Genomic DNA, 20,955 nt, shown 5'->3' on the forward strand with positions numbered 1-20,955 from the left:
GATGGAGTGACGTGGACATCACGTTCCCTTCGAGGCATGAACCATTTAGGCTCCGGGCACGTCCTCATGAACAACCGGCATCCGCCGGGAGGGCTGAACGAGACTGAACGAGACAAGCAACGCGAAACCCGTAGAGCACCGCAATACGGCTCATTCGCCGCCAACCGGCAGCAGACAGCCTCCTTGGAAGAAGTTTCAAGGAAAAGCCACGAGCGGGAACGTTTTCGGCCTGGTTGGATGTTGACCCTGGTACGACAGCTCGTCGAGCTAGAGAAGAGGCGACGTGACTACTGTTCTGACCCCCGCGAGCCCGCTGACGGCCGCCGACCGCTGCGACCGCTGTGGCGCCCAGGCATATCTGCGCGTCGTGCTGACCAGCGGTGGTGAACTGCTCTTCTGCGCCCACCACGGGCGCAAGTTCGAGCCGGAACTCAAGAAGATCGCCGCGGAAATACAGGATGAGACGGACCGGCTCACCACCGTGCCGAACGCAGTCGAAGAGGACCGCTGACACTCGCATCCACGACGAGCCAGGGGCCGGTCCCGGACCGGCCGGCGGGCGACCGCCCCCACCACCAGGGGGCGGTCGCCCGTTCTCATGCCCCGTTCCCGCCGCTCCGCGCGGGCCGCCCGGCCCTGGCCGGGCTCCTCACGGTCCTCCCGCCCGGCCCCGCCGGGGCCGTCACAGGGGCGGCAGCACCGCCGAGACACGGGTGTAGACCCCCGGGCTCCCCGCCTCGCCACAGCCGCTCCCCCAGGACACCAGTCCGATGAGCCGCCCACGGGCCACCAGCGGCCCCCCGCTGTCTCCCTGGCACGCGTCCCTGCCGCCGTCGGGATCGCCCGCGCACAGCATCGTGGCGGGCAGGTACCCCCCGCCGCCCGCCTCCGCGGGGTAGGCCTTCGCGCACACGCCGTCGGGCAGCACCTGGACGTTCGCCGCCCGCAGCGTGTAGGCGTACGAGCCGCTGCCCGAGGTGTCGCCCCAGCCGTACACCGCCGCGCTCGTCCCGGGCCGGTAGGCCGGGTCGCCCTGCGGGGCGGTCCTGATGACGTACGTGCGCGGCAGCGCGCTCGCCAGCGTCAGCACCGCCAGGTCGCCGGACTGGGTCTCGGCGTCGTACCGGGGACTGATCCACGCCCCGGTCACCGGAATCTCCCGCCCGCCGGCCTCCCGTAGCTCCGTACGGCCCGCGATGACCTTGAGGTCGCTCAGCTCCTTGACGTCCGTGCCGAGCACCGTCGGCCCGAGACAGTGGGCTGCGGTCACCACCTTGGTGGGCGCGACGACCACACCGCCGCAGAACTGGCCCGAGCGCGTACCCCCGAACCGGTCACGGCTGGAGAGAGCGACGGCCCAGGGACTGTCGGCGGCTCGCACCGGTTCTCCCCCGACGACGACGCTGTCGGCGGCGGCGGGCGCGGGCGTACTGAGCGGCAGGACGGCCGCGGCCATGAGGGCGGCCACGGCCGCGGTCCGCTTCCGGCTGATGGGACGACGCATGCGGTCTCCTGACTCTCCGGTGAACCAGCTTCACCCAGAGTCGGCCAGCGTGCCGTGGCCCGCACCCCAGCCGGGACCCGGCCCGGGCATGCCGGAGGGCCCGGCCCCCCTCCGGGGAACCGGGCCCTCCGCCTACGGACGACCGTACGGTCCGACCTCAGTCGAGGTAGTCGCGCAGCACCTGGGAACGCGACGGGTGGCGCAGCTTCGACATGGTCTTCGACTCGATCTGGCGGATCCGCTCACGGGTCACGCCGTAGACCTTGCCGATCTCGTCCAGGGTCTTCGGCTGGCCGTCGGTCAGGCCGAAGCGCATGGAGACCACGCCCGCCTCGCGCTCGGACAGGGTGTCGAGCACGGAGTGGAGCTGCTCCTGGAGGAGCGTGAAGCTGACCGCGTCGGCCGGCACGACCGCCTCGGAGTCCTCGATCAGGTCACCGAACTCGCTGTCGCCGTCCTCGCCGAGGGGGGTGTGCAGCGAGATGGGCTCACGGCCGTACTTCTGGACCTCGATGACCTTCTCGGGGGTCATGTCCAGTTCCTTGGCCAGCTCCTCCGGGGTGGGCTCGCGGCCCAGGTCCTGGAGCATCTGGCGCTGGACGCGCGCGAGCTTGTTGATGACCTCGACCATGTGCACCGGGATACGGATGGTGCGGGCCTGGTCGGCCATGGCGCGGGTGATCGCCTGACGGATCCACCAGGTGGCGTACGTGGAGAACTTGTAGCCCTTGGTGTAGTCGAACTTCTCGACCGCGCGGATCAGACCCAGGTTGCCCTCCTGGATCAGGTCCAGGAAGAGCATGCCGCGGCCGGTGTAGCGCTTGGCCAGGGAGACCACGAGACGGAGGTTGGCCTCCAGCAGGTGGTTCTTGGCGCGGCGGCCGTCCTCGGCGATGATCTCCAGCTCGCGCTTGAGCTTCGGGGCCAGCTTGTCGGAGTTCGCCAGCTTGTCCTCGGCGAACAGACCGGCCTCGATGCGCTTGGCGAGCTCGACCTCCTGCTCGGCGTTGAGGAGCGGGACCTTGCCGATCTGCTTCAGGTAGTCCTTGACCGGGTCGGCCGTGGCACCGGCGACGGCGACCTGCTGCGCGGGCGCGTCGTCCTCGTCCTCGTCCGAGAGCACGAAGCCCTTGTTCTCGCCCTCGGCCTCCTCGTCCTCGCCCTTGCCGGGCGCGACGTCCTCGAGCAGCTCCTCGCCCTCGATGACCTCGTCGGCGTCCTTCTTGGACGTGGCCTTCTTGGCGGTGGTCTTCTTGGCGGCGGTCTTCTTGACCGCCGTCTTCTTGGCGGCGGTCTTCTTGGCGGCCGCCTTCTTGGCAGGGGTACCGGCCTCGTCGGCCGGCGCGTCCGCGCTCTGGGCCGCCGGAGCCGCGGCGGCCGCGACGGACTTCGTCACGGTCGTCTTGGCGGTGACGGTCTTGGTGGCGGTGCGCTTTGCCGGGCTCTTCGCTGCGACGCTCTTGCGGGCGCGCTTCGGCGACTCCGCTGCACTGACCATCAGCGTCACACCCTCTTCCTCGAGGATCTGATTGAGGCTGCGCAGAACATTCTTCCACTGGGTTGGCGGAATCTGGTCAGCCTCGAAGGCCCGACGCACGTCATCGCCGGCGATCTGCCCATCAGCCTTTCCCCGCTCGATGAGCGCCATCACAGACTCGGACTCGGCGATCTCCGGCGGGAGCGTACGGGATGTGCTGGCCGACACGAACAACCTCTCGGAACGATGGAAACGGCTTCCGGCCCCGCCCATGATCGGGCCGGAGCCGACGACCGCCGGCTGGGAATGTGCCGACGACGCGGGCTGAACCTCGGAAGTGGACAGCGCCGTGAACCGGCGGCTGTATTCCCTCCTCGGCTGTCACCTCTTAGGTCATCGCAGGGCTTCGAAGAGCGTTACGCCCAATCCGCGTGGCCCGAGTCACACCCCGTATACGTCCAAATACCCCCAGACCGGGATGTCACCCCCCAGTCCGCCACCGAATCCGCCGTTCACCCGGGTACGCCACCGGCCTCACCCGTGGGCCGGCGGGGGCCGGCACGGGGGATTACGACGTACGCCGTCGCGCACGGTCCGGGCGCGCCGGGCCCCCCGGACAGTGCCTGGGGCCCGGCGATGTACGCCACGTGCGCGAGGTTCGACGCGCTGTGGACGGTCAGTGCTCGCGCGGCGCGGGAACGACCCGCTCCACCTCCGGGTGGACCATCAGCAGTTGGCGCATGGCCGCCTCGGCGGCCGGACCGTCGCCGGCGGCCAGGGCGTCGACGATGCGCGCGTGGTGGGCGAGGCAGGGCTCGCTGGGGCGGTCACAGCCGGTCGTGGGGGAGCCGGAGACCTGGAGGGCGGCGGAGACGATGCCGGAGAGGTGCTCCAGCATCCGGTTGCCGGCGAGCTGGATCAGCAGGCTGTGGAACTCGGCGTCGGCGCGGGAGAACGTGATCACGTCACCCTGCGCGAAGGCATGGCCCATGATCTCGACCATGTCGCCGAGCCGCTGCTGGACGTCCTCGCGGCCGTGCCCCGCGGCGAGGCGCGCCGCCAGCGGCTCGATCGTCCAGCGCAGCTCGCCGAGCTCGCGGCGCTGGTCCTCGCGCTGCGGCCCGAAGGCCCGCCATTCGATGATGTCCGGGTCGAGCAGGTTCCAGTCGCTGACCGGGCGGACCCGGGTGCCGACGTTCGGGCGGGCGCTGACCAGGCCCTTGGCCTCGAGGACGCGGAGGGACTCGCGCACGACGGTGCGGGAGACCTCGAAGCGCTGACCGATCTCCTCGGGGACGAGCGGCCGGTCGGCGCCCAGGTCGCCGGAGACGATCATCTGGCCGAGCTGCTGGACGAGTTGGCCGTGCAGGCCGCGGCCGCGACTGCCGGCCGACCGCCGGCCCACCCGGCCCAGCTCCGTGTCGGCGCCCTCCCAGGAGGGGGGCCCGACGCGGTCGGCGACGGAAGCCTCCGCGTAGGGGTAGCGGTCCAGTCCGCCCGGAGCCGAGAGGCCGGTCTCCATGGGGCGGGCGGCGGTCATCATGGTGTGCGCAAGGGTACTCACGCATCCTTTGTCGGCGCGCGTTCCACCGCCCTTGAGGTCTTTGGTGAAAAGCACACGAAAGGGTGATCGGCGCTCGCTCGGTAATTGACGCCTTATCGGAAGGAACCGGGCAATTTCCAAGGGAGTTGTGACCGTTTGCAGCGCTATGGTCACCGCTCGGTCACCATCGGCTCCTCAAGGGGCTACCAACGGGCCCGGCGGCGCAACCCGGTGAACAGATAAGCGCACGTGAGAGCCGTCACGGACAACACCAGGGCGGTGCCGACGGGTTGGGCGACCACCCTCGCCGCGGCCAGCAGCCAGCGGTCGGTCTCGTACGGCCACTGTCCCCAGGCCAGTTCCCTCAACCGGCCCGGAAGTCCGGCGATCGAGCGCACCGACGGGCCCACCAGCGCCTTCTGCACGAGGGGGGCGACGACCACCGGTACGGCGAGGACGGCGGCGACGCCCGCCGCGGTCGCCCGGAAGACCCCGGCCGCCAGGAGCCCGGCCCAGGCGCAGCCCGCCGAGAGCCCGGCCCAGCCGACGCAGAGGCCCGGCCAGTTCTCCGGCACGGGGATGGCGCCGGCGCCGTACAGGAGCCGGAGCACCCCGAAGTCGACGGCCGCGACGAGCAGGGCGAGCAGCAGGGCGGTGGCGGAGGTGACGGCGAGCTTGGCGAGGAGCAGGCCGAGGCGGCGCGGGACGGTGCCGCGGCCGGAGGCCAGGACGGGGTGGCGGTACTCCTCGCCGAACGACAGGGCGCCCAGCAGTCCGGCGCCGAGGGCGGCGGGCGGGAGCGGGAGGAGGCCGGGCCAGGCGGCCAGGGCGGCGGGCAGCGGGGCGGCGCCGGTGCGGGCGAGGAACGCGGCGAGGACGGCGGAGCCGACGAGGACGGCGGCGACGACCAGCGGGGTGACGGGCACGCCCGTCAGCCGGCGCAGTTCGTACCGGAGGGGGCGGAGCGGGCTGCGGACGGGCCTGGGGACGAGCGGGGGCGGCAGGGGGTGCGGGCTCCCGGCGGCCGGGCGGGAGGCCGGCGGCGGTACGGGGGCGGTACCCGAGGCGCTGTCCGCGGTGGTACCTGAGGCGGCGCCCGAGGCGGTGCCCGCGGTGGTACCTGAGGCGGTGCCCGAGGCGGTGCCCGCGGCGGGCGCCGGTCCGGTGTCGCCGGTCTCGTCCGCGAGTTGGTGGAGGAGGACGCCGTGCCGGAAGGCGGTCTCGCCGATCTCCGCGCAGTCGCTGCCGTACACGCAGAGCCGGTTGCCTTCCTCGGCGACCACTTCGACGGAACGCTGCGCGGCGCGTGCCTCGCGGCCGACGACGGCGGCGAGCCGGGCGGCGTGCGGGGTGCGGACCGCCACACGCGGGCGCAGCCGGGTGCGGGCGAAGGCGGTCACGTCCTGGTCGGCGACCAGCCGCCCTTCGTCGATGGTGACGACGTGGTCCGCCGTGCGGGCGGCCTCCTTGGGGTCGCCGGTGGTGTAGAGCACGGTGCCGCCGTGGGCGGCGTGGGCGCGGAGCAGGCCGAACAGCCAGCCGCTCTCGCGCGGGGACAGTCCGGCGGCCGGCTCGTCGAGGAGCAGCGTGTGCGGGTCGCCCAACAGGGAGGCGGCGAGGCCGAGTCGGCGCTCCATGCCCAAGGAGAGCGTGCCGAGCCGCTGGTGCGCCAGGCCGGCGAGGCCGACGATGTCGAGCATGTCGTCGGCGCGGGAGGCGGGTACTCCGGCGGCCGCGCAGAGCATGCGCAGCTGGCCCCGGCAGGTGCGGGCGGGGTGGCCGGGTACGTCGCCGAGGAGGACGCCGACCTCGCGGGCGGGGTGGGCGATGCGGTGGAGGGGGCGGCCGCGGAAGTAGGTGACCCCGCGGCCCGGTTCGAGTTCGAGCATCATGCGCAGGGCGGTGGTCTTGCCCGCGCCGGTGGCGCCGAGCAGGGCGGTGACACCGCCGGGGCGGGCTTCGAAGGTCAGATCGTCCACGGCGGGCGGACGGTCTCGGCGGGGGGTGCTGGTCAGTCCGATTGCCTGGAGCATCGCTTCTCCCGCGGTAGAGGAAACCGCTCGGCGGCAGGGCGGGTACCGCAGCAAGATAACGCGACATATGGGACTTTTGGCGCAGGGTTGGGGCGGGCGCCCGAGGTGTCAGACCTCCGGGCGCAGCATCGGCGGGTTGAGCAGCGTCGCTCCTCCCGCCCTGAACAACTGGGCGGGACGGCCGCCCTGACGCGTCGTGGTGCCGCCCGAGGGGACCAGGAAGCCCGGCGTACCCGTCACCTTCCGGTGGAAGTTGCGCGGGTCGAGCGCGACCCCCCACACCGCCTCGTAGACCCGGCGCAGCTCGCCGACGGTGAACTCCGGCGGACAGAAAGCCGTGGCCAGCGACGAGTATTCGATCTTCGAACGGGCGCGCTCCACCCCGTCGGCCAGGATGCGCGCGTGGTCGAAGGCGAGCGGGGCGGGCTGCTCGTCCTCCCGCCCGGCACCGCCCTCCTGGTCGAGCAGCTCGTCGACCGGGGCCCAGCGCGCGCTGTTGGCGTCCCCGCCGGCCCGGGGCGCCGGAAGGTCGGGGGCGAGCACGAGGTGGGCGACGCTGACCACGCGCATGCGCGGGTCCCGCCGGGGGTCGCCGTAGGTGGCGAGCTGTTCGAGGTGGGCGCCGTTGCCGGCTTCGGGGAGCGGGGTGCCCGGATCGTGGGCGCACAGGCCCGTCTCCTCGACCAGCTCGCGTGCCGCTGCCGCGCCGAGGTCCTCGTCGGGCCGCACGAACCCGCCCGGCAGTGCCCAGCGCCCCTGGAAAGGCGGCTCTCCCCGGCGGACGACCAGTGCGCACAGCGCGTGGCGGCGCACGGTGAGCACCACCAGGTCGACGGTCACGGCGAAGGGCGGGAAGGCCGAGGGGTCGTAGGGCGACATGCGGCGATCATAGTCGTCTTCCTGACGATAAACACGTCCTCCGGCCTTCTCGACGGTCACCTCTTCCCCCGTCCCCAGCCCGCGTCGCCCCGCGTCCACGGGCGGGTGCTCCCCCGCGACGGTCCGTACCCCGTGCGCCGTGCGCGGCACGCCGGGGGGCACCGGGTCATACGCCGAGCTGGAGGCCGGGGGCGGCCTCCTCGACCATGCCCAGCCCCAGCCTGCTGAGCCGCACGGCGAACGGCTCCCCCGCCACGCACAGCCCGGACAGCCGGACCTCCCCGAGCGGGGCTCCGCGCATGGGGTGCAGGGCGACCGTGCCCGCCGGCACGTCCGGGCGGATCCCGGCCACGGCGGTGAGCAGGTGGACGACGGCGGCCGACGCCACGGCGGCGGGACGGCAGGCCGCCGGGTGGGGGACGGGCGCACTGCCGGTGGTGCGCTGGTCCCCCGCGTACATCTCGGGCAGCCGGTAGGAGAAGGCCTCGGCCGCGTCCAGGAGGCCGCGCAGCAGGGAGGTGGCCTCCTTTTCGTACCCGGCGGCGGCCAGGCCCGTGACCGCGACGGCCGTCTCGTGGACCCGGACCGCGCCGGAGCGGTGTCCGAAGGGGTTGTGAGCCGGCTCCTTGGCGCCGAGGCTGCGGAGGCCCCAGCCGCTGTCCATGGCCGGGCTTCCCAGCAGGCGCGCCAGCTGCTCGGTCTGCACCTTGTCGAGCAGCCCCTCGGCCATCCGCCCGCCGCCCAGGAGACCGGTGTCGAGCAGGTGCGCGGCACCGCCGCCCAGGTGCGGCAGCGGCCGGCCGGCGGGGGTGAGCGCGGCGACGGGGCGTCCCCCGCCCGGGTCGTCGAGCCAGAACTCCTCGCGGAAGCGGTGGCGCATGGCGTGGGCCCGGTCGCGCCAGTCGTCCGCGCCGGGACGGCCGCACGCCTCCAGAAGGTCCGCGCCGAGCAGGGCGGCCCGATGGGCGTGGGCCTGCGTCTCGGCGCGGCGGAGGCCGGAGGGGCCGGGCTCGCGCAGCAGACAGCTGTCGTCGGCGGCGGCACGCAGCCAGTGCAGACAGCGCTCGGCGGCGGGCAGCAGCTCCGCGAGGTCCTGGTCCGGCAGGCCCCAGCGCCGGGCTTCGGCCAGCAGGGCGGGGAAGGCGAGGGTCGCTTCCGTGCCGGTGCAGCTGGGCGGCAGGTGGGGGCCGGTGTCGCGCAGCGGTCCGGGGATGCGGCCGGCGCCGGGGACCGGGCCGGTGAGCTGCGTACGGGCCAGGGTGCGGAGCGTGGCGGCGGCGAGCCGGGTGCCGAGCGGAAGGGCCATGCGGGCGGCCCACAGGGCCTCGGCGGGTGCCGGACCGCAGCGCCACGGCACACCCGCCGCCACGTGCAGGCCGGCCGGATGCTGCGGGTCCCGCACGAGGAGCGCCCGCAGATCGGCCAGGCCGGTGCGGAGGAACCGCGCGACGCGCGGGTCGTCGCCCTCGGCGCGGGCGTCGGGGACGCCGAGGGAACCCGGCCTGCCGACGGGCCGTGCGGCGTGCGGGAAGCGGGCCCGTACGTCGATGGCGATGGTGCGGGGGACGCCGGGGTGGAGGTCCAGCTCCCAGCGCAGCAGTCCGGTGGCGGCCAGGGTGTCCTTGGGCGGCGGGTCCGCCGTGACGGTCGCACGGCCGCCGTCGGGTGCCGACCACCGGAGGCCCGCGTCATGGACCGTGGCCCGCAGTTCGGGGCAGGGCCTCCCGGACGCGACGGCGCCCAGGTCGGCGAGGTCGGTGCCCAGGACGAGTTCGACGGGAAGCCGGAGGGAGCGGCCCACGAAGCTGCGGAAGGTGATGCGCTCGCTGCCGTCCGCCTCCCGGACCCGCTCCACGGCGACGCCCGGATCGGGTCCGGGGTCGGCGGAGGTACGCACGACCGAGGTGAACCGCGCCCGGCCGGCGGACTCGAGCCTGCCCTGCACGGCGACCGGGTCGCGGCCGGCCACGCGGAGCCGGCAGCGGGAGAGGACCCGGCGGCCGGAGTGGTAGACGCCCTCGAGTCCCTGGCCGGTGAGCTGCCCCTGCCGTGCCGAGACGGCGAAGGCGGGCAGGGCGACGCAGACGAGGGCGTCGTGCACCGGCGGCAGGTCCGCCGGGCGACCGGGGGCCGGGGCCGCCGGGCCGGCGGCCGGTGGCTGCCGGAACGGCGGAAGGGGGCTACGGGAGGGGACGGTGAGGTCCATGGTGGATGTGCTGAGCCTTCTGTGCGCTCCGGACAGCCGCTGGAGGTACGACGGCACGGGTCGGACGACGCCGCCACTGAGGGGAACGGCGCCACCCGGCCCCGGGTCACGCCCGTCATTCCCCGCTCCTGCTCCGGCGCCCTCCGCCGGGGCGGGCCGCACCGCGGCGGAGGCGGGCCGCGGGCCCCTCGGACCGGGCCGTGCCGGGGGACCCAGGCCCCGTGTCCTTCCCGGCGGAGGACCGCGGGCGGCGCCTGGTGCGGCGGCCCGCTCCGGGCGTCCCCGCCCGGACGCCGAACCGCGCCCGCAGCCCGGACGCGGCCCGCGCCCCGGCCGCTGCCCGCGCGTCGCGCTCCCGGCGGAGGCACCGGCGCAGCGACTCCGGGTCGAGGCCCTCGTTGCAGGCCTGGTGGAGCAGCCTGGCGAAGACGTACTCCGGGTCGGCGTCCAGCGCGAGTCCCAGCGCCACCCGGGCGGCGGGCTCGTCGCCGGTGGACCAGGCGACCCAGCCGGCGAGCGTCAGCGGCGCCGCGGAGTGCTCGACGTAGGCGCCGACGCAACGGCGGGCCAGGGCGCGCCAGAGCCGCAGGGCGGGGGCCGCCCGGTCGCCCTCCATCCACTCCGCCGCCCGGTCCCGGGTCTCCCGGTCCTGGAGGCCCAGGACGACCGCGGCCGCCTCGTCGTCGCCGATCAGCGCGTCGTCCTGGGCGTCGGCCTTCGCCGGGTCCATGATCCGGGGGCTGCCGGCGAGGCGCTCCACCAGCGTCTCCGCGAGCCGGATCGTCTCCGCGCGCACGCCGTCACGGCCCACCGCGTCCAGGATCCGGGGCACCAGGGCGGCGCCGGCGGAGTCGAGCGCCCGCACCTGCCCGGCCGAGGACGCCGTCCCATCGGGCCACGGGCGCAGCCGCTGCTCCATGTCGCGCAAGGACCCGCGCACCTGGATGCCGGCGTACGCGGCGGCGGCCGCCATCACCGACGTACCGGGCAGGGCCAGGGGGTTGCCCTCGGGCGGGCAGCAGCGGGTGTCGGGGCAGCAGTAGGACCAGAAGCGGCCGTCGGAGATGCAGAGCGCCTCGTACACCGGCACGTCGAGGGTGCCGCAGGCGGTGCGCAGCCGCTGGGCGAGCGGCCGGAGCCGTTCCATGACGCGGCGGCCGGTCTCGCCCTCGGCGGGGTCCTGGCAGAGGAAGACCACGATGCCGTCGGGGCGGGAGCCGCGCCGCTCGCAGCCCTCGACGAGGCATTCGGCGAGCTGCTCGGCGACCGGTGACCATTCGCGGGGCGAGCCCGGGATGCCGAGCCTGAGCCGGCCGCCGAAGCGGCCGCGGTCGCCGTGCAGGGCGACCATCACGATCGAGTCGGTCGGGTGGTACCCCATCATGTACGGCAGCGCGTCGGCCAGTTCGGCGGGGCCGCGCAGGGTGATCTGCTGCTGGTCGTCGGCGGGTCCGGTGGTGTCGCGGTGCTTGTTCATGGTCACGACGGTCCCGCGATCGGCCACGGCCGTCGACCCCTGTGGAAAACCGCCGGCCGGCGCGGATCGCCCCTGTCCACAGGCCTGGTGGCCGGCTGGCGCCGCCGGCCCGCGAGTGGTAGACGCGCGCGGCGCGACGTATCCGTACCGCCGCTCGGCCGTCGGTTCGCCCGTTGTCGGACCCGTGCTGTTGCATGGGGGCATGGAGCAGACGAGCAACGCAGGACCCAGCACCCTCCGCGCAGCCGCCGACGCCGTGCTCGCCCGTCTCGTCGGGGACGAGAGCGGTACGGCCAGGCTGCGGGAGGACCAGTGGCGGGCGATCGAGGCGCTCGTCGCCGACAAGCGGCGGGCGCTGGTCGTGCAGCGCACCGGTTGGGGCAAGTCGGCCGTGTACTTCGTGGCGACGTCACTGCTGCGGGAGCGGGGCAGCGGCCCGACCGTGATCGTCTCGCCGCTGCTCGCGCTGATGCGCAACCAGGTCGAGGCGGCGGCTCGGGCCGGTATCCGGGCCCGGACGATCAATTCGGCCAACCCCGAGGAGTGGGAGACGATCCAGCAGGAGGTGGCCGCGGGCGCGGTGGACGTGCTGCTGGTCAGCCCCGAGCGGCTCAACAACCCGGACTTCCGTGACCAGGTACTGCCCCGGCTGGCGGCCGCCACCGGCCTGCTGGTGGTCGACGAGGCGCACTGCATCTCCGACTGGGGCCATGACTTCCGGCCGGACTACCGGCGGCTGCGCACCATGCTCGCCGAGCTGCCGTCCGGCGTCCCGGTGCTGGCCACCACCGCGACGGCCAACGCGCGGGTGACGGCGGACGTCGCCGAACAGCTCGGCACGGGGGCGGGCACGGACGCGCTGGTGCTGCGCGGCCCGCTGGACCGGGAGAGCCTCAGCCTCGGTGTGCTCCGGCTGCCGGACGCGGCGCACCGCCTGGCCTGGCTGGCCGACCACCTCGGGGAGCTGCCCGGCTCGGGGATCATCTACACGCTCACGGTCGCCGCCGCCGAGGAGGTGACCGCCCACCTGCGCCAGTGCGGCCACACGGTGGCCTCCTACACCGGCCGCACGGAGAACGCGGACCGCCAGCAGGCCGAGGAGGACCTGCTGGCGAACCGGGTGAAGGCCCTGGTGGCCACGTCCGCGCTGGGCATGGGGTTCGACAAGCCGGACCTCGGGTTCGTGGTGCATCTGGGTTCGCCGTCCTCCCCCATCGCGTACTACCAGCAGGTGGGACGGGCGGGCCGAGGGGTGGAGCACGCGGAGGTGCTGCTGCTGCCCGGCAAGGAGGACGAGGCGATCTGGCAGTACTTCGCGTCGGTCGCCTTCCCGCCCGAGGAGCAGGTGCGGCGCACCATCGACGTGCTGGCGCACGCGGACCGGCCGCTGTCCCTGCCGGCCCTGGAGCCGCTGGTGGAGCTGCGCCGCACCCGTCTGGAGACGATGCTCAAGGTCCTCGACGTGGACGGCGCGGTACGCCGGGTGAAGGGCGGCTGGACCGCCACGGGGCAGCCGTGGGTGTACGACGCGGAGCGGTACGCCTGGGTGGCCCGGCAGCGGGAGGCGGAGCAGCGGGCCATGCGTGAGTACGCGTCCGCGACCGGGTGCCGGATGGAGTTCCTGCGGCGGCAGCTGGACGACGAGGAAGCGGCCCCGTGCGGGCGGTGCGACAACTGCTCGGGGCCCCGGTTCGACGCGAAGGTGTCGGCGGCCGCGCTGGACGCCGCGCGCGGTGAGCTGGGGCGGCCCGGGGTGGAGGTCGAGCCGCGCAAGATGTGGCCGACCGGGCTGCCGGCGGCCGGGGTCGATCTCAAGGGCCGTATCCCCGCGGGGGAGCTGTGCTTCCCGGGGCGTGCGCTCGGGCGGCTGTCGGACATCGGGTGGGGCAACCGGCTGCGTCCGATGCTGGCGCCCGGTGCGCCGGACGGTCCGGTGCCGGACGACGTGGTGGACGCCGTGGTGCGCGTGCTGGCCGACTGGGCGAAGGGCCCGGGTGGCTGGGCGTCCGGAGCGGCGGACGCCCCGCCCCGCCCGGTGGGCGTGGTCACGGTCGCCTCGCACAGCAGGCCGCGGCTGGTGGGTTCGCTGGGCCGGCGGATCGCCGAGGTGGGCAGGATGCCGCTGCTCGGCGCGGTCGAGTACGTGCCCGAGGCGGCGGACGTCAGGATCTCGCGGACCAACAGCGCGCAGCGGGTGCTGGGGCTGCACCGGGCGCTGGAGGTTCCCCCCGCGCTGGCGGAGGAGCTGGCCGCGGCGGGCGGGCCCGTGCTCCTGGTGGACGACCTCTCGGACAGCGGCTGGACGCTGGCGGTGGCGGCCCGGCTGCTGCGAAGGGCCGGGGCGGCGGGCGCGTTTCCGCTGGTCCTCGCCGTCCAGGGGTGAGGGGACGCGTCATTCCGGGCCGATGGGGAAGGATATGAGTGCCATACCAGAACATTCCAGTCAGCAGCCTCAATTGCTCGTTGCCGCTTGCCCGTTCCGCCAGCAAGAATTGGAATCCGCTCCCCGCACGGCCCGTTCGCGGTCCAGAAGGGCTGTGCCGGTGCGTCCCTCACTCGACCCTGCCCGCTCTGTGGGCGCGTATGCGAAGGGAGGACCGTGACCTTCGGATTCGCTCCGTCCGCAGCCACCTCGATCAGCACGCCCGCCGACTCCGCCAGCCGCCTCGCCCGGATACTCGAACCCGCCGAGTGGGCGGCGGCCGGCATCCCGCTGCTGCGCAACCCGCGCGAGGTCGTCAGCGGCCTGCACGCCCGCCATCGCCCGACGCCCAGCACCGCGGTCGTGGCCGTCCTCGACCATGAGGAGCGGCTGGCCGCGAGCGCCTCGTTCACCCGCCGTGCCGTGCCGGCGGACGGGTGGGAGTTCCGCAACTCCCTGCTGGCGCACCTCCGCAGGGTCATCCCGCACGACCTGCGGCGGCGCACCCCGGCGCGTACCGCCGTCCTGCTCTACTGCCGGGACGGCGACGAGCGGTGGACGGAGGAGGACGGCGCCTGGATGTGGGGGCTGCGGGACGCCTGCACGCTGCACGGGCTCCGTTGCGGGGCGTACATCACGCTGACCCGCGGCGGCTGGCAGGTGCTGGGCGAGGGCCGTGGCGGGCGGAGCCCGCACTCGGCCTCTCCGCCCGGCAACCTCGCGGACGCCTCCGCCGACGAGATACTTCCGGCTCCGCGCACCGCGAGCGGCGCGGCGGAGCCGTTGCGCCGCACGGCGGCCCGCTGACCGGTCCCCTGTCGTGACCGGCACCCTTGCCGCCGTTCCACCGGCGGCCCGCATCCCGGTCACCGGCCGTCGCCGCCCGCCCCTCATGGGCGCCCGCCCGTCATGGTCGCCCGCTCGTCGCGGGCGCCCCGTCGCGGTCACCCGCTCGTGGCGGGCGCGGGGGCACGGTCACAGCACTCGGTCCCGTAAGGCCGCGCCGCGTGGCCCCGGCCGTGGTCAGGGCCGTGGTCAGGGCCGTGGTCAGGGCCGTGGCCCGGCTCCGCGGGCCGGTCCGCCGTGGAGCGGGGACGGCACGGTGCCGTGCGACGGGCCGCGGTGGGCCCGGGGGCCCGGCACCGGCGTCCCGGGCGGGACGCGGTGCCAGGGGTGGCCGTGCGTACGGGTCAGACGCCCGCGCCGAGCACGGAGTTGATGCGCTGCGGGTCACCGCACACGATCAGCAGGGCGCTCGCCCGGGTCATCGCCGCCGGGAGGGCCCGGGCGGCCGCGTCGTCATCGCCGCCGTTGACCGCGACGACGACCACGGGACGGGCCGAGGCGCGTTCCACGGCAGCGGCGTCGGCGAAGAACACGTCGTCGCGGGCGTCGTGCTGTGCCCAGTAGGACGCGTCGCCGAAGGACAGCTCGTGGGTCGCCCACGGGTGCGGGTCGCCGGTGGTCAGGACCAGGATGTCGCCCGGGGCCCGGCCGGTCTCGAGCAGCAGGTCGACCGCCTCTTCGGCGGCGTCGAGCGCGCCGTCCGCGGGGGCGGGGACCAGCTGGACCTGCGGCTGTGAGGACGACGGGGACCGCGGCGCGGAACGATTCTCCGGCCGGGGCGTCGGGGGCTGCACCGGGCCGGCGTGCTGGCGCGGGGACGCCGGGGGCGCGGGCCTGACCGGGCCGGGGCCCGGACGGCCGGGGCGCGGCGAGGCCGCGGAACGCGGACCGGGTACGAGTCGGGGGGTCGGCGCGGGGCGGCCGGTGGCCGAAGTGGCGCGGGGACCCTGGGCACTCTCGTGAATCTGAGGCTCCTCGGGGGTGAGAGGCATGACTGGATGTCTATCAAACACCGGTGCGAGTGGCACCGGCGGGTGGCGCATTCATGCGCCGCGGAACGGAAGTCTCATCCGTGCGACGCGTGGACGCGGCCTGCTGTTGGGCTGGGCGCTGCCGGGCGTTCAGAAGTCGAAGCCGAGTTGGCCCCCGCTTTCCAGTGCGGCCGCCTCGGCGGAGACGCGGACCTTCTTGAGGTGCCGCCACCGGGGCAGCGCGTCCAGGTAGGCCCAGCTCAGCCGGTGGTACGGCGTGGGACCCCATTCCCGGAGCGCCGCCTTGTGCACCGGCGACGGGTACCCGGCGTTGTCCCCGAACCCGAAGACGGCGCACTGGGCGGACTCCGCCTCCAGCTCCGCCATCATCGCGTCCCTCCGCACCTTGGCGATCACCGAGGCGGCGGCGACCGCCACACAGGACTGGTCGCCCTTGATCACCGTACGGACCCGCCAGGGGTCCCCCAGGTAGTCGTGCTTGCCGTCCAGGATCACCGCGTCGGGCCGCACCGGAAGGGCGTCCAGGGCGCGCACGGCGGCGAGCCGCAGTGCCGCGGTCATCCCGAGCTCGTCGATCTCCTCCGGGGAGGCGTGCCCGAGGGCGTGGGAGGTGACCCACTTCTCGAGCTCCTCGGCCAGTTCGGCACGGCGCTTGGGGCTGATGAGCTTGGAGTCGGTCAGTCCGGCCGGGGGCCGGCGCAGTCCGGTGACAGCGGCACAAACCGTGACGGGACCGGCCCACGCCCCGCGTCCGACCTCGTCGACTCCGGCGATGATCTTGGCGCCGGTGGTCGCCCTGATCGAGCGCTCGACGGTGTGGGTGGGTGGTTCGTACGGCATGGCGCCAGACAGGTTACGCCGCCCGGGGCCGCCCGCGATACCCGGATTGTGTTCCGCCCGCCGGGCGACCCGGCGGCCGACTCCCGCTCACCGGGCCGGGGGGCGCAGGAGCGGAATCATGACCCGATCGATCATCTCCGCCACATCGGCGTCGGTCCATTCGCTGGCGCACATTTTTGACCGGTACATCATCAGGGCGGGCACCACATCGCCGACCATGCGGTCGGTCGCGTCGGCCCGGACGTCACCGCGCTCGATTCCGCGGCGTACGACCTCCTGAAGGAGGCGGGTGAACGGTTCGATCACTCCGTCCACGATCAGCCCCTGGAACCGCCGGGCGGTCACGGTGTCGCATTCGTGAATGACCGCACGGAGCGCCTGGCCGGGCTTGGAGTACATCGCGTCCCGCATCCGGAGGCAGACGGCGGAGAGATCCGCACGGATGCCGCCGAGATCGGCCGCCTCGTCGAACGTCGGAAGTCCGGCCCGGAGGGCGTCCGCGACCAGGTCCTCCTTCGAGGGCCAGCGCCGGTAGACGGCGGCCTTGCCGGTCCGAGCCCCGGCCGCGACGCCCTCCATGGTCAGCCCGTTCCAGCCGACCGTGCTGAGCTGGTCCAGCGCGGCGTCGAGGATCGCCCGCTCCAGCACGGCACCCCGGCGCCGCAGGGACACCGGACGCGGCCGGGCGGCGGCCGGCGAAGGCGTAGTAGCCATCAACAACTCTCCATCAGGGGAACTCAGTTGAAACCCGGTTGACTTCCGGAAGTGATCAGTGAACGGTTGCGTTCACTGATGGGGACTCACTACCGTTGCCGAGCAGTGAACGGGCACGTTCACTAACTCGCTCATGGGGGAACCATAGTGACAACCTCTCCACCCGTAACACAGACCAAGCCTGGCGCGGCCCGCCGGGAGGGGCGGCCCGGCGTCGCCCTCACCGTCATCGCCGCCTGCCAGTTGATGGTCGTGCTGGACGCCACGATCGTGAACATCGCGCTTCCCCACATCCAGGACGCGCTGTCCTTCTCGACCACCGACCTCTCGTGGGTGCTCAGCGCGTACACCCTCACCTTCGGCGGTCTGCTGCTGCTCGGCGGCAGGGCGGGCGACATCCTGGGGCGCCGCCGGGTCTTCATGACCGGGATCCTGGTCTTCACCTTCGCCTCCCTGCTGGGAGGGTTCGCCCAGGAGCCCTGGCAGTTGCTCGCCGCACGCGCGCTCCAGGGCGTGGGCGGGGCGATAGCCTCGCCGACCTCCCTCGCCCTCATCACCACGACGTTCCCCGAAGGGCCCGAGCGGAACCGGGCGTTCGGGGTCTTCGCCGCGGTCTCGGCGGGAGGCGGCGCGATCGGCCTGCTGGCCGGCGGGATGCTCACCGAGTGGCTCGACTGGCGCTGGGTGCTCTTCGTCAACGTACCGATCGGTGTGCTCATCGCCGTACTGACGCCGCTCTACATCAACGAGTCGGAACGGCACCCGGGCCGGTTCGACGTCGCGGGCGCCCTGACGTCGACGCTCGGCATGGCCTCCCTGGTGTACGGATTCATCCGCGCCTCCGAGGAGGGCTGGCGCGACTCGCTCACCATCGGGTCCTTCGCGGCGGCCGTCGTCCTGCTGACCGCCTTCGCGGTCATCGAGTCGCGGGCCCGCGAACCGATCACTCCGCTGCGGATGTTCGCCGACCGCAACCGCTCCGGCACGTACCTCATCATGCTGAGCCTGGCCGCCGCCATGTTCGGGATGTTCTTCTTCATCGTTCTGTTCGTCCAGAACGTCCTGGCCTACAGCCCCATCGAGTCCGGGCTCGCCTTCCTGCCGGTGACGGTCGCGATCATCACGGGAGCGGGGCTCTCGCAGCGGCTGCTCCCGGTCCTGGGGCCGAAGCCGTTCATGGTGACGGGCTCGGCGATCACGGGCGTGGGCCTCTTCTGGCTGACGCTCATCTCGCCGGACAGCTCGTACGTGGGCGGGGTCCTCGGTCCGATGGTGCTGTTCGGCTTCGGCATGGGGCTGAACTTCGTGACGCTGACGCTGACGGCCGTCTCGGGCGTCGCACAGCACGAGGCGGGCGCCGCCTCCGGACTGCTCAACGCCACCCAGCAGGTGGGCGGTTCCCTGGGCCTGTCCATCCTGGTCACCGTGTTCGGCACGGCGAGCCGGGAAGAGGCGGAGAAGCAGGTGCCCGCCTTCCTGGCGCAGGCCACCCCGCAGCAGCGGGAGCAGTTCGCCGCGACCCGCGAACTGCCCGCGCCCTGGGGCCACGACGTGCTGACGGCCGGCATCTCCAGCGCCTTCACGGCTGCCGTGGGCATGGTCGCGGTGGCGCTGATCGCCGCGCTGGTCGTGGTGCGGGTCCGCAAGAGCGACCTGGAGGCGCTCAACGGCACGGCGGAAGCGGCCGGGCCGGCGGGGCCCGGGGTGTAGCCGCGGTGGCGGTCCGTCCTCCCCCGCGGCGAGGGGGAGGACGGGCGGCCGGGCAAGACGATGCGGACACGACCTAGCGGTCGTCGTCCGAACCGTGCTCCCCTTCGGAACCGTGGTCGTCGTCCGAGCCGTGGTTCTCGTCGTAGTAGTAGTCGCCGAACGGGTCGTCGCCCTCGTCGCGCCCCGGTGCGCAGACATAGCCGGTGACCGAGACGCCGCGCGAGTCGATGATGTCCTGGGCGCGTGCCTCGCCCCGGCTGACCGCGTACCAGGGCGTCTCGTCGGCGTCCAGGTCCCGTGCGATGTGCCGCAGGGCACAGGACCGCAGCGGCTCGGGCAGCCGGTCGAGAGCGGGCACGGCATCGGCCGACAGGCCGTCCAGATAGCCGATGTCGATCTTCCCGGTCCTCTCGTAGCGCTGTACGTTCCGCTCGGCGACGAGCCCGTCCGGTGACAGCAGCCCGAAGGCGAGGACACCGGCCGCCGCGCTCGCGGCGACGGCGCGCGGCAGCGGCAGCCGACGGGCGCCGAGCAGGCCGGCCGCCATGATCAGTACGAGGACGACGCCGAGCCACAGCTCCATGGCGGCCACCGAGACCCGCAGCCGGGTGAGCCCGTACGCGTCGACGTACAGGTCCATCCGCCGCAGCGCGGAGGCCACCACCACCAGGGTGAGCACGCACAGGGTGCCGAGGACCGACCGGACCAGGGTGCGGTCGCGGGCACCGTCCCGGGGCGCCCAGCGGAGGGCCAGGCCGATGACGACGAGCGTGAGCAGGGTGGCCCACAGGAGCTGCCAGAAGCCCTGGCGCGCGTACTCGGCGTAGGTGAGGCCGGTCTGGCTCAGTACCTTCTCGTACCCGCCGAAGAGGACGGCGAGCTGGACGGCGTTGAACACCGCGAAGAGCACGTTGAGGACGATGAGCGGCAGCGCCCATTCGAGGCGGGCGCGCGGGCGGCCCGGGGGTACGTGGAGGCGGTCCCACCGCAGCGGTGCGGCGGCCGTACGGGCGGCGGCGATCGCGCCCACCAGGCCGAACGCGAACAGGATGGTGTGCCAGGGCCCCTCGGTGACGGACACGTCCGGCATGAGGGAGCCGAGCAGGTCGGCGAAGGCGGCGTCGGCGCCCGCGAAGAGCGCGCCGAACACGACCAGCAGGCCCACCGCCACCGCGGTCGTACGCAGCACCGGGCCCATCCGCCCCTGGGCGCCGCCCGCCCGCTCCCGCAGCCCGTGCCAGGCCCAGACCAGGCCCGGACCGGTGGAGTGGAAGAGGCCGATGGGGCTGAAGAGGATGCCCCGCCAGGTGCGGCCGCCGTGCAGGGCGAGCGCCGCGAGGTTCAGCGCGGCGACGACGGCGAGGAAGGTGGGCCAGCCCGCGTCCCGCAGCGCGGGCACCGCCAGCAGGGCCAGTCCGCCCACGCCCCAGACCACGGTCCAGGGGCGGAACCGCCGGCCGGCCGCCGCGGCGGCGAAGTAGGCGGCGAGGGCGGCCGGTACGGCGACGATCAGCAGGTTCAGGCCCATGCCCTCACCGAGCAGGAGTGCGCTCAGGACGGCGGTCGCCAGGGCCGACCACAGGGCCGGTGCCGTCATCGGCGCGGGCGGGCGCGGGCGTATGCGCGTCAGCAGAGGCGGAACCTGCGGTGGGGGCGGCCGGTACCCCGGCGGTGCGGCCGCCGGCCACCCGGGTGCCGCGCCCGCGCGGGACGGCGCGTGCCCGTGACCCCGCCAGGGACCGGATCCAGGTCCGTGTCCGTGTCCGGGCCCGTGACCCGGTGCCGGTGGCTGTGCCTGGCCATGCCCGTGACCCGGTGCCTGGCTCTGCCCGTGCCCCTGGCCCGCAGCGGTCGCGTGACCGGCACCCGGAGTGGCCGTACGGGAAGCGGCGCCGGGGGCCGGGGCCTTGTCGAGGGGGCCCTGAGCCGCAGCCTTGTCCGCGGAACCCGGGGCCGGGGAGACCTTCGGGGCTGTCGGGGCCTTTGGGTCTTCTGCGGCTGCCGGGGCCTCCGGGGCTCCCGGGACGTCCGAGGGCGCCGGACCCCGCGCGTCCTCCGGCAGCGGCCCTTCCGGCGCCCCTTCCGGCGCACCGTTCGGCGCACCGTTCGGCGCACTTCCCGACGGCTCCTCCGGGGGAGGTGACGATGATGGCGATGCGGACGGCGTGTCTGGCACGGGACCCCCTCCCGACCGGGGCCCTGGCCGCACGGCGGCGGTGTCGTACGGGCCCGGCCTCTGGTCAGCGCGCACTTGTCATGATCAAGGCGGCGGCGTGGCCGAAAGGGTAGCCCGGAAGCGGGCGGGTTCCCGT

The 20,955-nt window shown here is 74.1% G+C and carries 16 protein-coding genes; 5 read left to right on the top strand and 11 right to left on the bottom strand.

Features of this window, described 5'->3' with window-relative positions:
- Positions 1–283: 283 nt before the first annotated feature.
- Positions 284–511 (top strand): DUF7455 domain-containing protein, encoded by a 228-nt coding sequence (locus ACZ7LK_RS28395; protein ID WP_073755413.1) that lies wholly within the window; start codon positions 284–286, stop codon positions 509–511.
- A gap of 171 nt (positions 512–682) precedes the next feature.
- On the opposite strand, the gene ACZ7LK_RS28400 is transcribed toward ACZ7LK_RS28395, so the two are convergent.
- Positions 683–1,504, bottom strand: a complete 822-nt coding sequence (locus tag ACZ7LK_RS28400) for a serine protease (protein ID WP_471144047.1) — start codon at positions 1,502–1,504, stop codon at positions 683–685.
- Positions 1,505–1,661: 157 nt separating this feature from the next.
- The gene (locus tag ACZ7LK_RS28405) at positions 1,662–3,209 is read right to left on the bottom strand and encodes an RNA polymerase sigma factor (protein ID WP_392276936.1); all 1,548 of its coding nucleotides are present in this window, start codon (positions 3,207–3,209) and stop codon (positions 1,662–1,664) included.
- Here ACZ7LK_RS28405 and ACZ7LK_RS28410 point away from each other — a divergent pair.
- Positions 3,142–3,309: a hypothetical protein gene (locus tag ACZ7LK_RS28410; RefSeq protein WP_462746086.1), complete on the top strand. Its 168-nt coding sequence runs from the start codon at positions 3,142–3,144 to the stop codon at positions 3,307–3,309. The two genes, ACZ7LK_RS28405 and ACZ7LK_RS28410, sit on opposite strands and share 68 nt — an antisense overlap.
- A gap of 348 nt (positions 3,310–3,657) precedes the next feature.
- Here the strand turns inward: ACZ7LK_RS28410 and ACZ7LK_RS28415 are convergent, their stop codons facing one another.
- The 5 genes from ACZ7LK_RS28415 to ACZ7LK_RS28435 form a co-directional block, all read right to left on the bottom strand.
- Positions 3,658–4,545, bottom strand: a complete 888-nt coding sequence (locus ACZ7LK_RS28415; RefSeq protein ID WP_469463844.1) for a FadR/GntR family transcriptional regulator — start codon at positions 4,543–4,545, stop codon at positions 3,658–3,660.
- 182 nt (positions 4,546–4,727) lie between these two features.
- Positions 4,728–6,557, bottom strand: coding sequence for an ABC transporter ATP-binding protein (locus tag ACZ7LK_RS28420; RefSeq protein WP_471144049.1), 1,830 nt, complete (start codon positions 6,555–6,557; stop codon positions 4,728–4,730).
- 108 nt (positions 6,558–6,665) lie between these two features.
- A complete protein-coding gene (locus tag ACZ7LK_RS28425) occupies positions 6,666–7,436 on the bottom strand; it encodes an NUDIX hydrolase (protein WP_392276939.1) in 771 nt (256 codons plus the stop codon).
- 166 nt (positions 7,437–7,602) lie between these two features.
- A complete protein-coding gene (locus ACZ7LK_RS28430) occupies positions 7,603–9,642 on the bottom strand; it encodes a glycogen debranching N-terminal domain-containing protein (RefSeq protein ID WP_471144051.1) in 2,040 nt (679 codons plus the stop codon).
- A 115-nt stretch (positions 9,643–9,757) separates the two neighbouring features.
- Complete coding sequence (locus ACZ7LK_RS28435) at positions 9,758–11,119, bottom strand: DUF4192 domain-containing protein (protein ID WP_471144053.1); 1,362 nt, start codon at positions 11,117–11,119, stop codon at positions 9,758–9,760.
- A 202-nt stretch (positions 11,120–11,321) separates the two neighbouring features.
- On the opposite strand from ACZ7LK_RS28435, the gene ACZ7LK_RS28440 reads away from it, so the two are divergent.
- The gene (locus ACZ7LK_RS28440; protein ID WP_392276942.1) at positions 11,322–13,502 is read left to right on the top strand and encodes a RecQ family ATP-dependent DNA helicase; all 2,181 of its coding nucleotides are present in this window, start codon (positions 11,322–11,324) and stop codon (positions 13,500–13,502) included.
- Positions 13,503–13,718: 216 nt separating this feature from the next.
- Positions 13,719–14,348, top strand: coding sequence for a hypothetical protein (locus ACZ7LK_RS28445; protein ID WP_469463841.1), 630 nt, complete (start codon positions 13,719–13,721; stop codon positions 14,346–14,348).
- Between the two features lie 383 nt (positions 14,349–14,731).
- Here the strand turns inward: ACZ7LK_RS28445 and ACZ7LK_RS28450 are convergent, their stop codons facing one another.
- The 3 genes from ACZ7LK_RS28450 to ACZ7LK_RS28460 form a co-directional block, all read right to left on the bottom strand.
- On the bottom strand, positions 14,732–15,379 hold the full coding sequence (locus tag ACZ7LK_RS28450) for a hypothetical protein (RefSeq protein WP_471144055.1): 648 nt from the start codon (positions 15,377–15,379) through the stop codon (positions 14,732–14,734).
- Positions 15,380–15,508: 129 nt separating this feature from the next.
- Positions 15,509–16,219 carry a ribonuclease HII gene (locus ACZ7LK_RS28455; RefSeq protein WP_392276945.1) on the bottom strand — a complete coding sequence of 237 codons (711 nt, stop codon included), beginning with the start codon at positions 16,217–16,219 and terminating at the stop codon, positions 15,509–15,511.
- 87 nt (positions 16,220–16,306) lie between these two features.
- A complete protein-coding gene (locus ACZ7LK_RS28460) occupies positions 16,307–16,933 on the bottom strand; it encodes a TetR/AcrR family transcriptional regulator (protein ID WP_392276946.1) in 627 nt (208 codons plus the stop codon).
- 147 nt (positions 16,934–17,080) lie between these two features.
- Between ACZ7LK_RS28460 and ACZ7LK_RS28465 the strand changes: the two genes are divergently transcribed.
- Positions 17,081–18,643: an MFS transporter gene (locus ACZ7LK_RS28465; RefSeq protein ID WP_471144058.1), complete on the top strand. Its 1,563-nt coding sequence runs from the start codon at positions 17,081–17,083 to the stop codon at positions 18,641–18,643.
- 73 nt (positions 18,644–18,716) lie between these two features.
- On the opposite strand, the gene ACZ7LK_RS28470 is transcribed toward ACZ7LK_RS28465, so the two are convergent.
- Positions 18,717–20,705, bottom strand: coding sequence for a DUF4153 domain-containing protein (locus tag ACZ7LK_RS28470; RefSeq protein ID WP_471144096.1), 1,989 nt, complete (start codon positions 20,703–20,705; stop codon positions 18,717–18,719).
- Positions 20,706–20,955: the final 250 nt, after the last annotated feature.

Source organism: Streptomyces sp. NPDC039423, assembly GCF_055598725.1.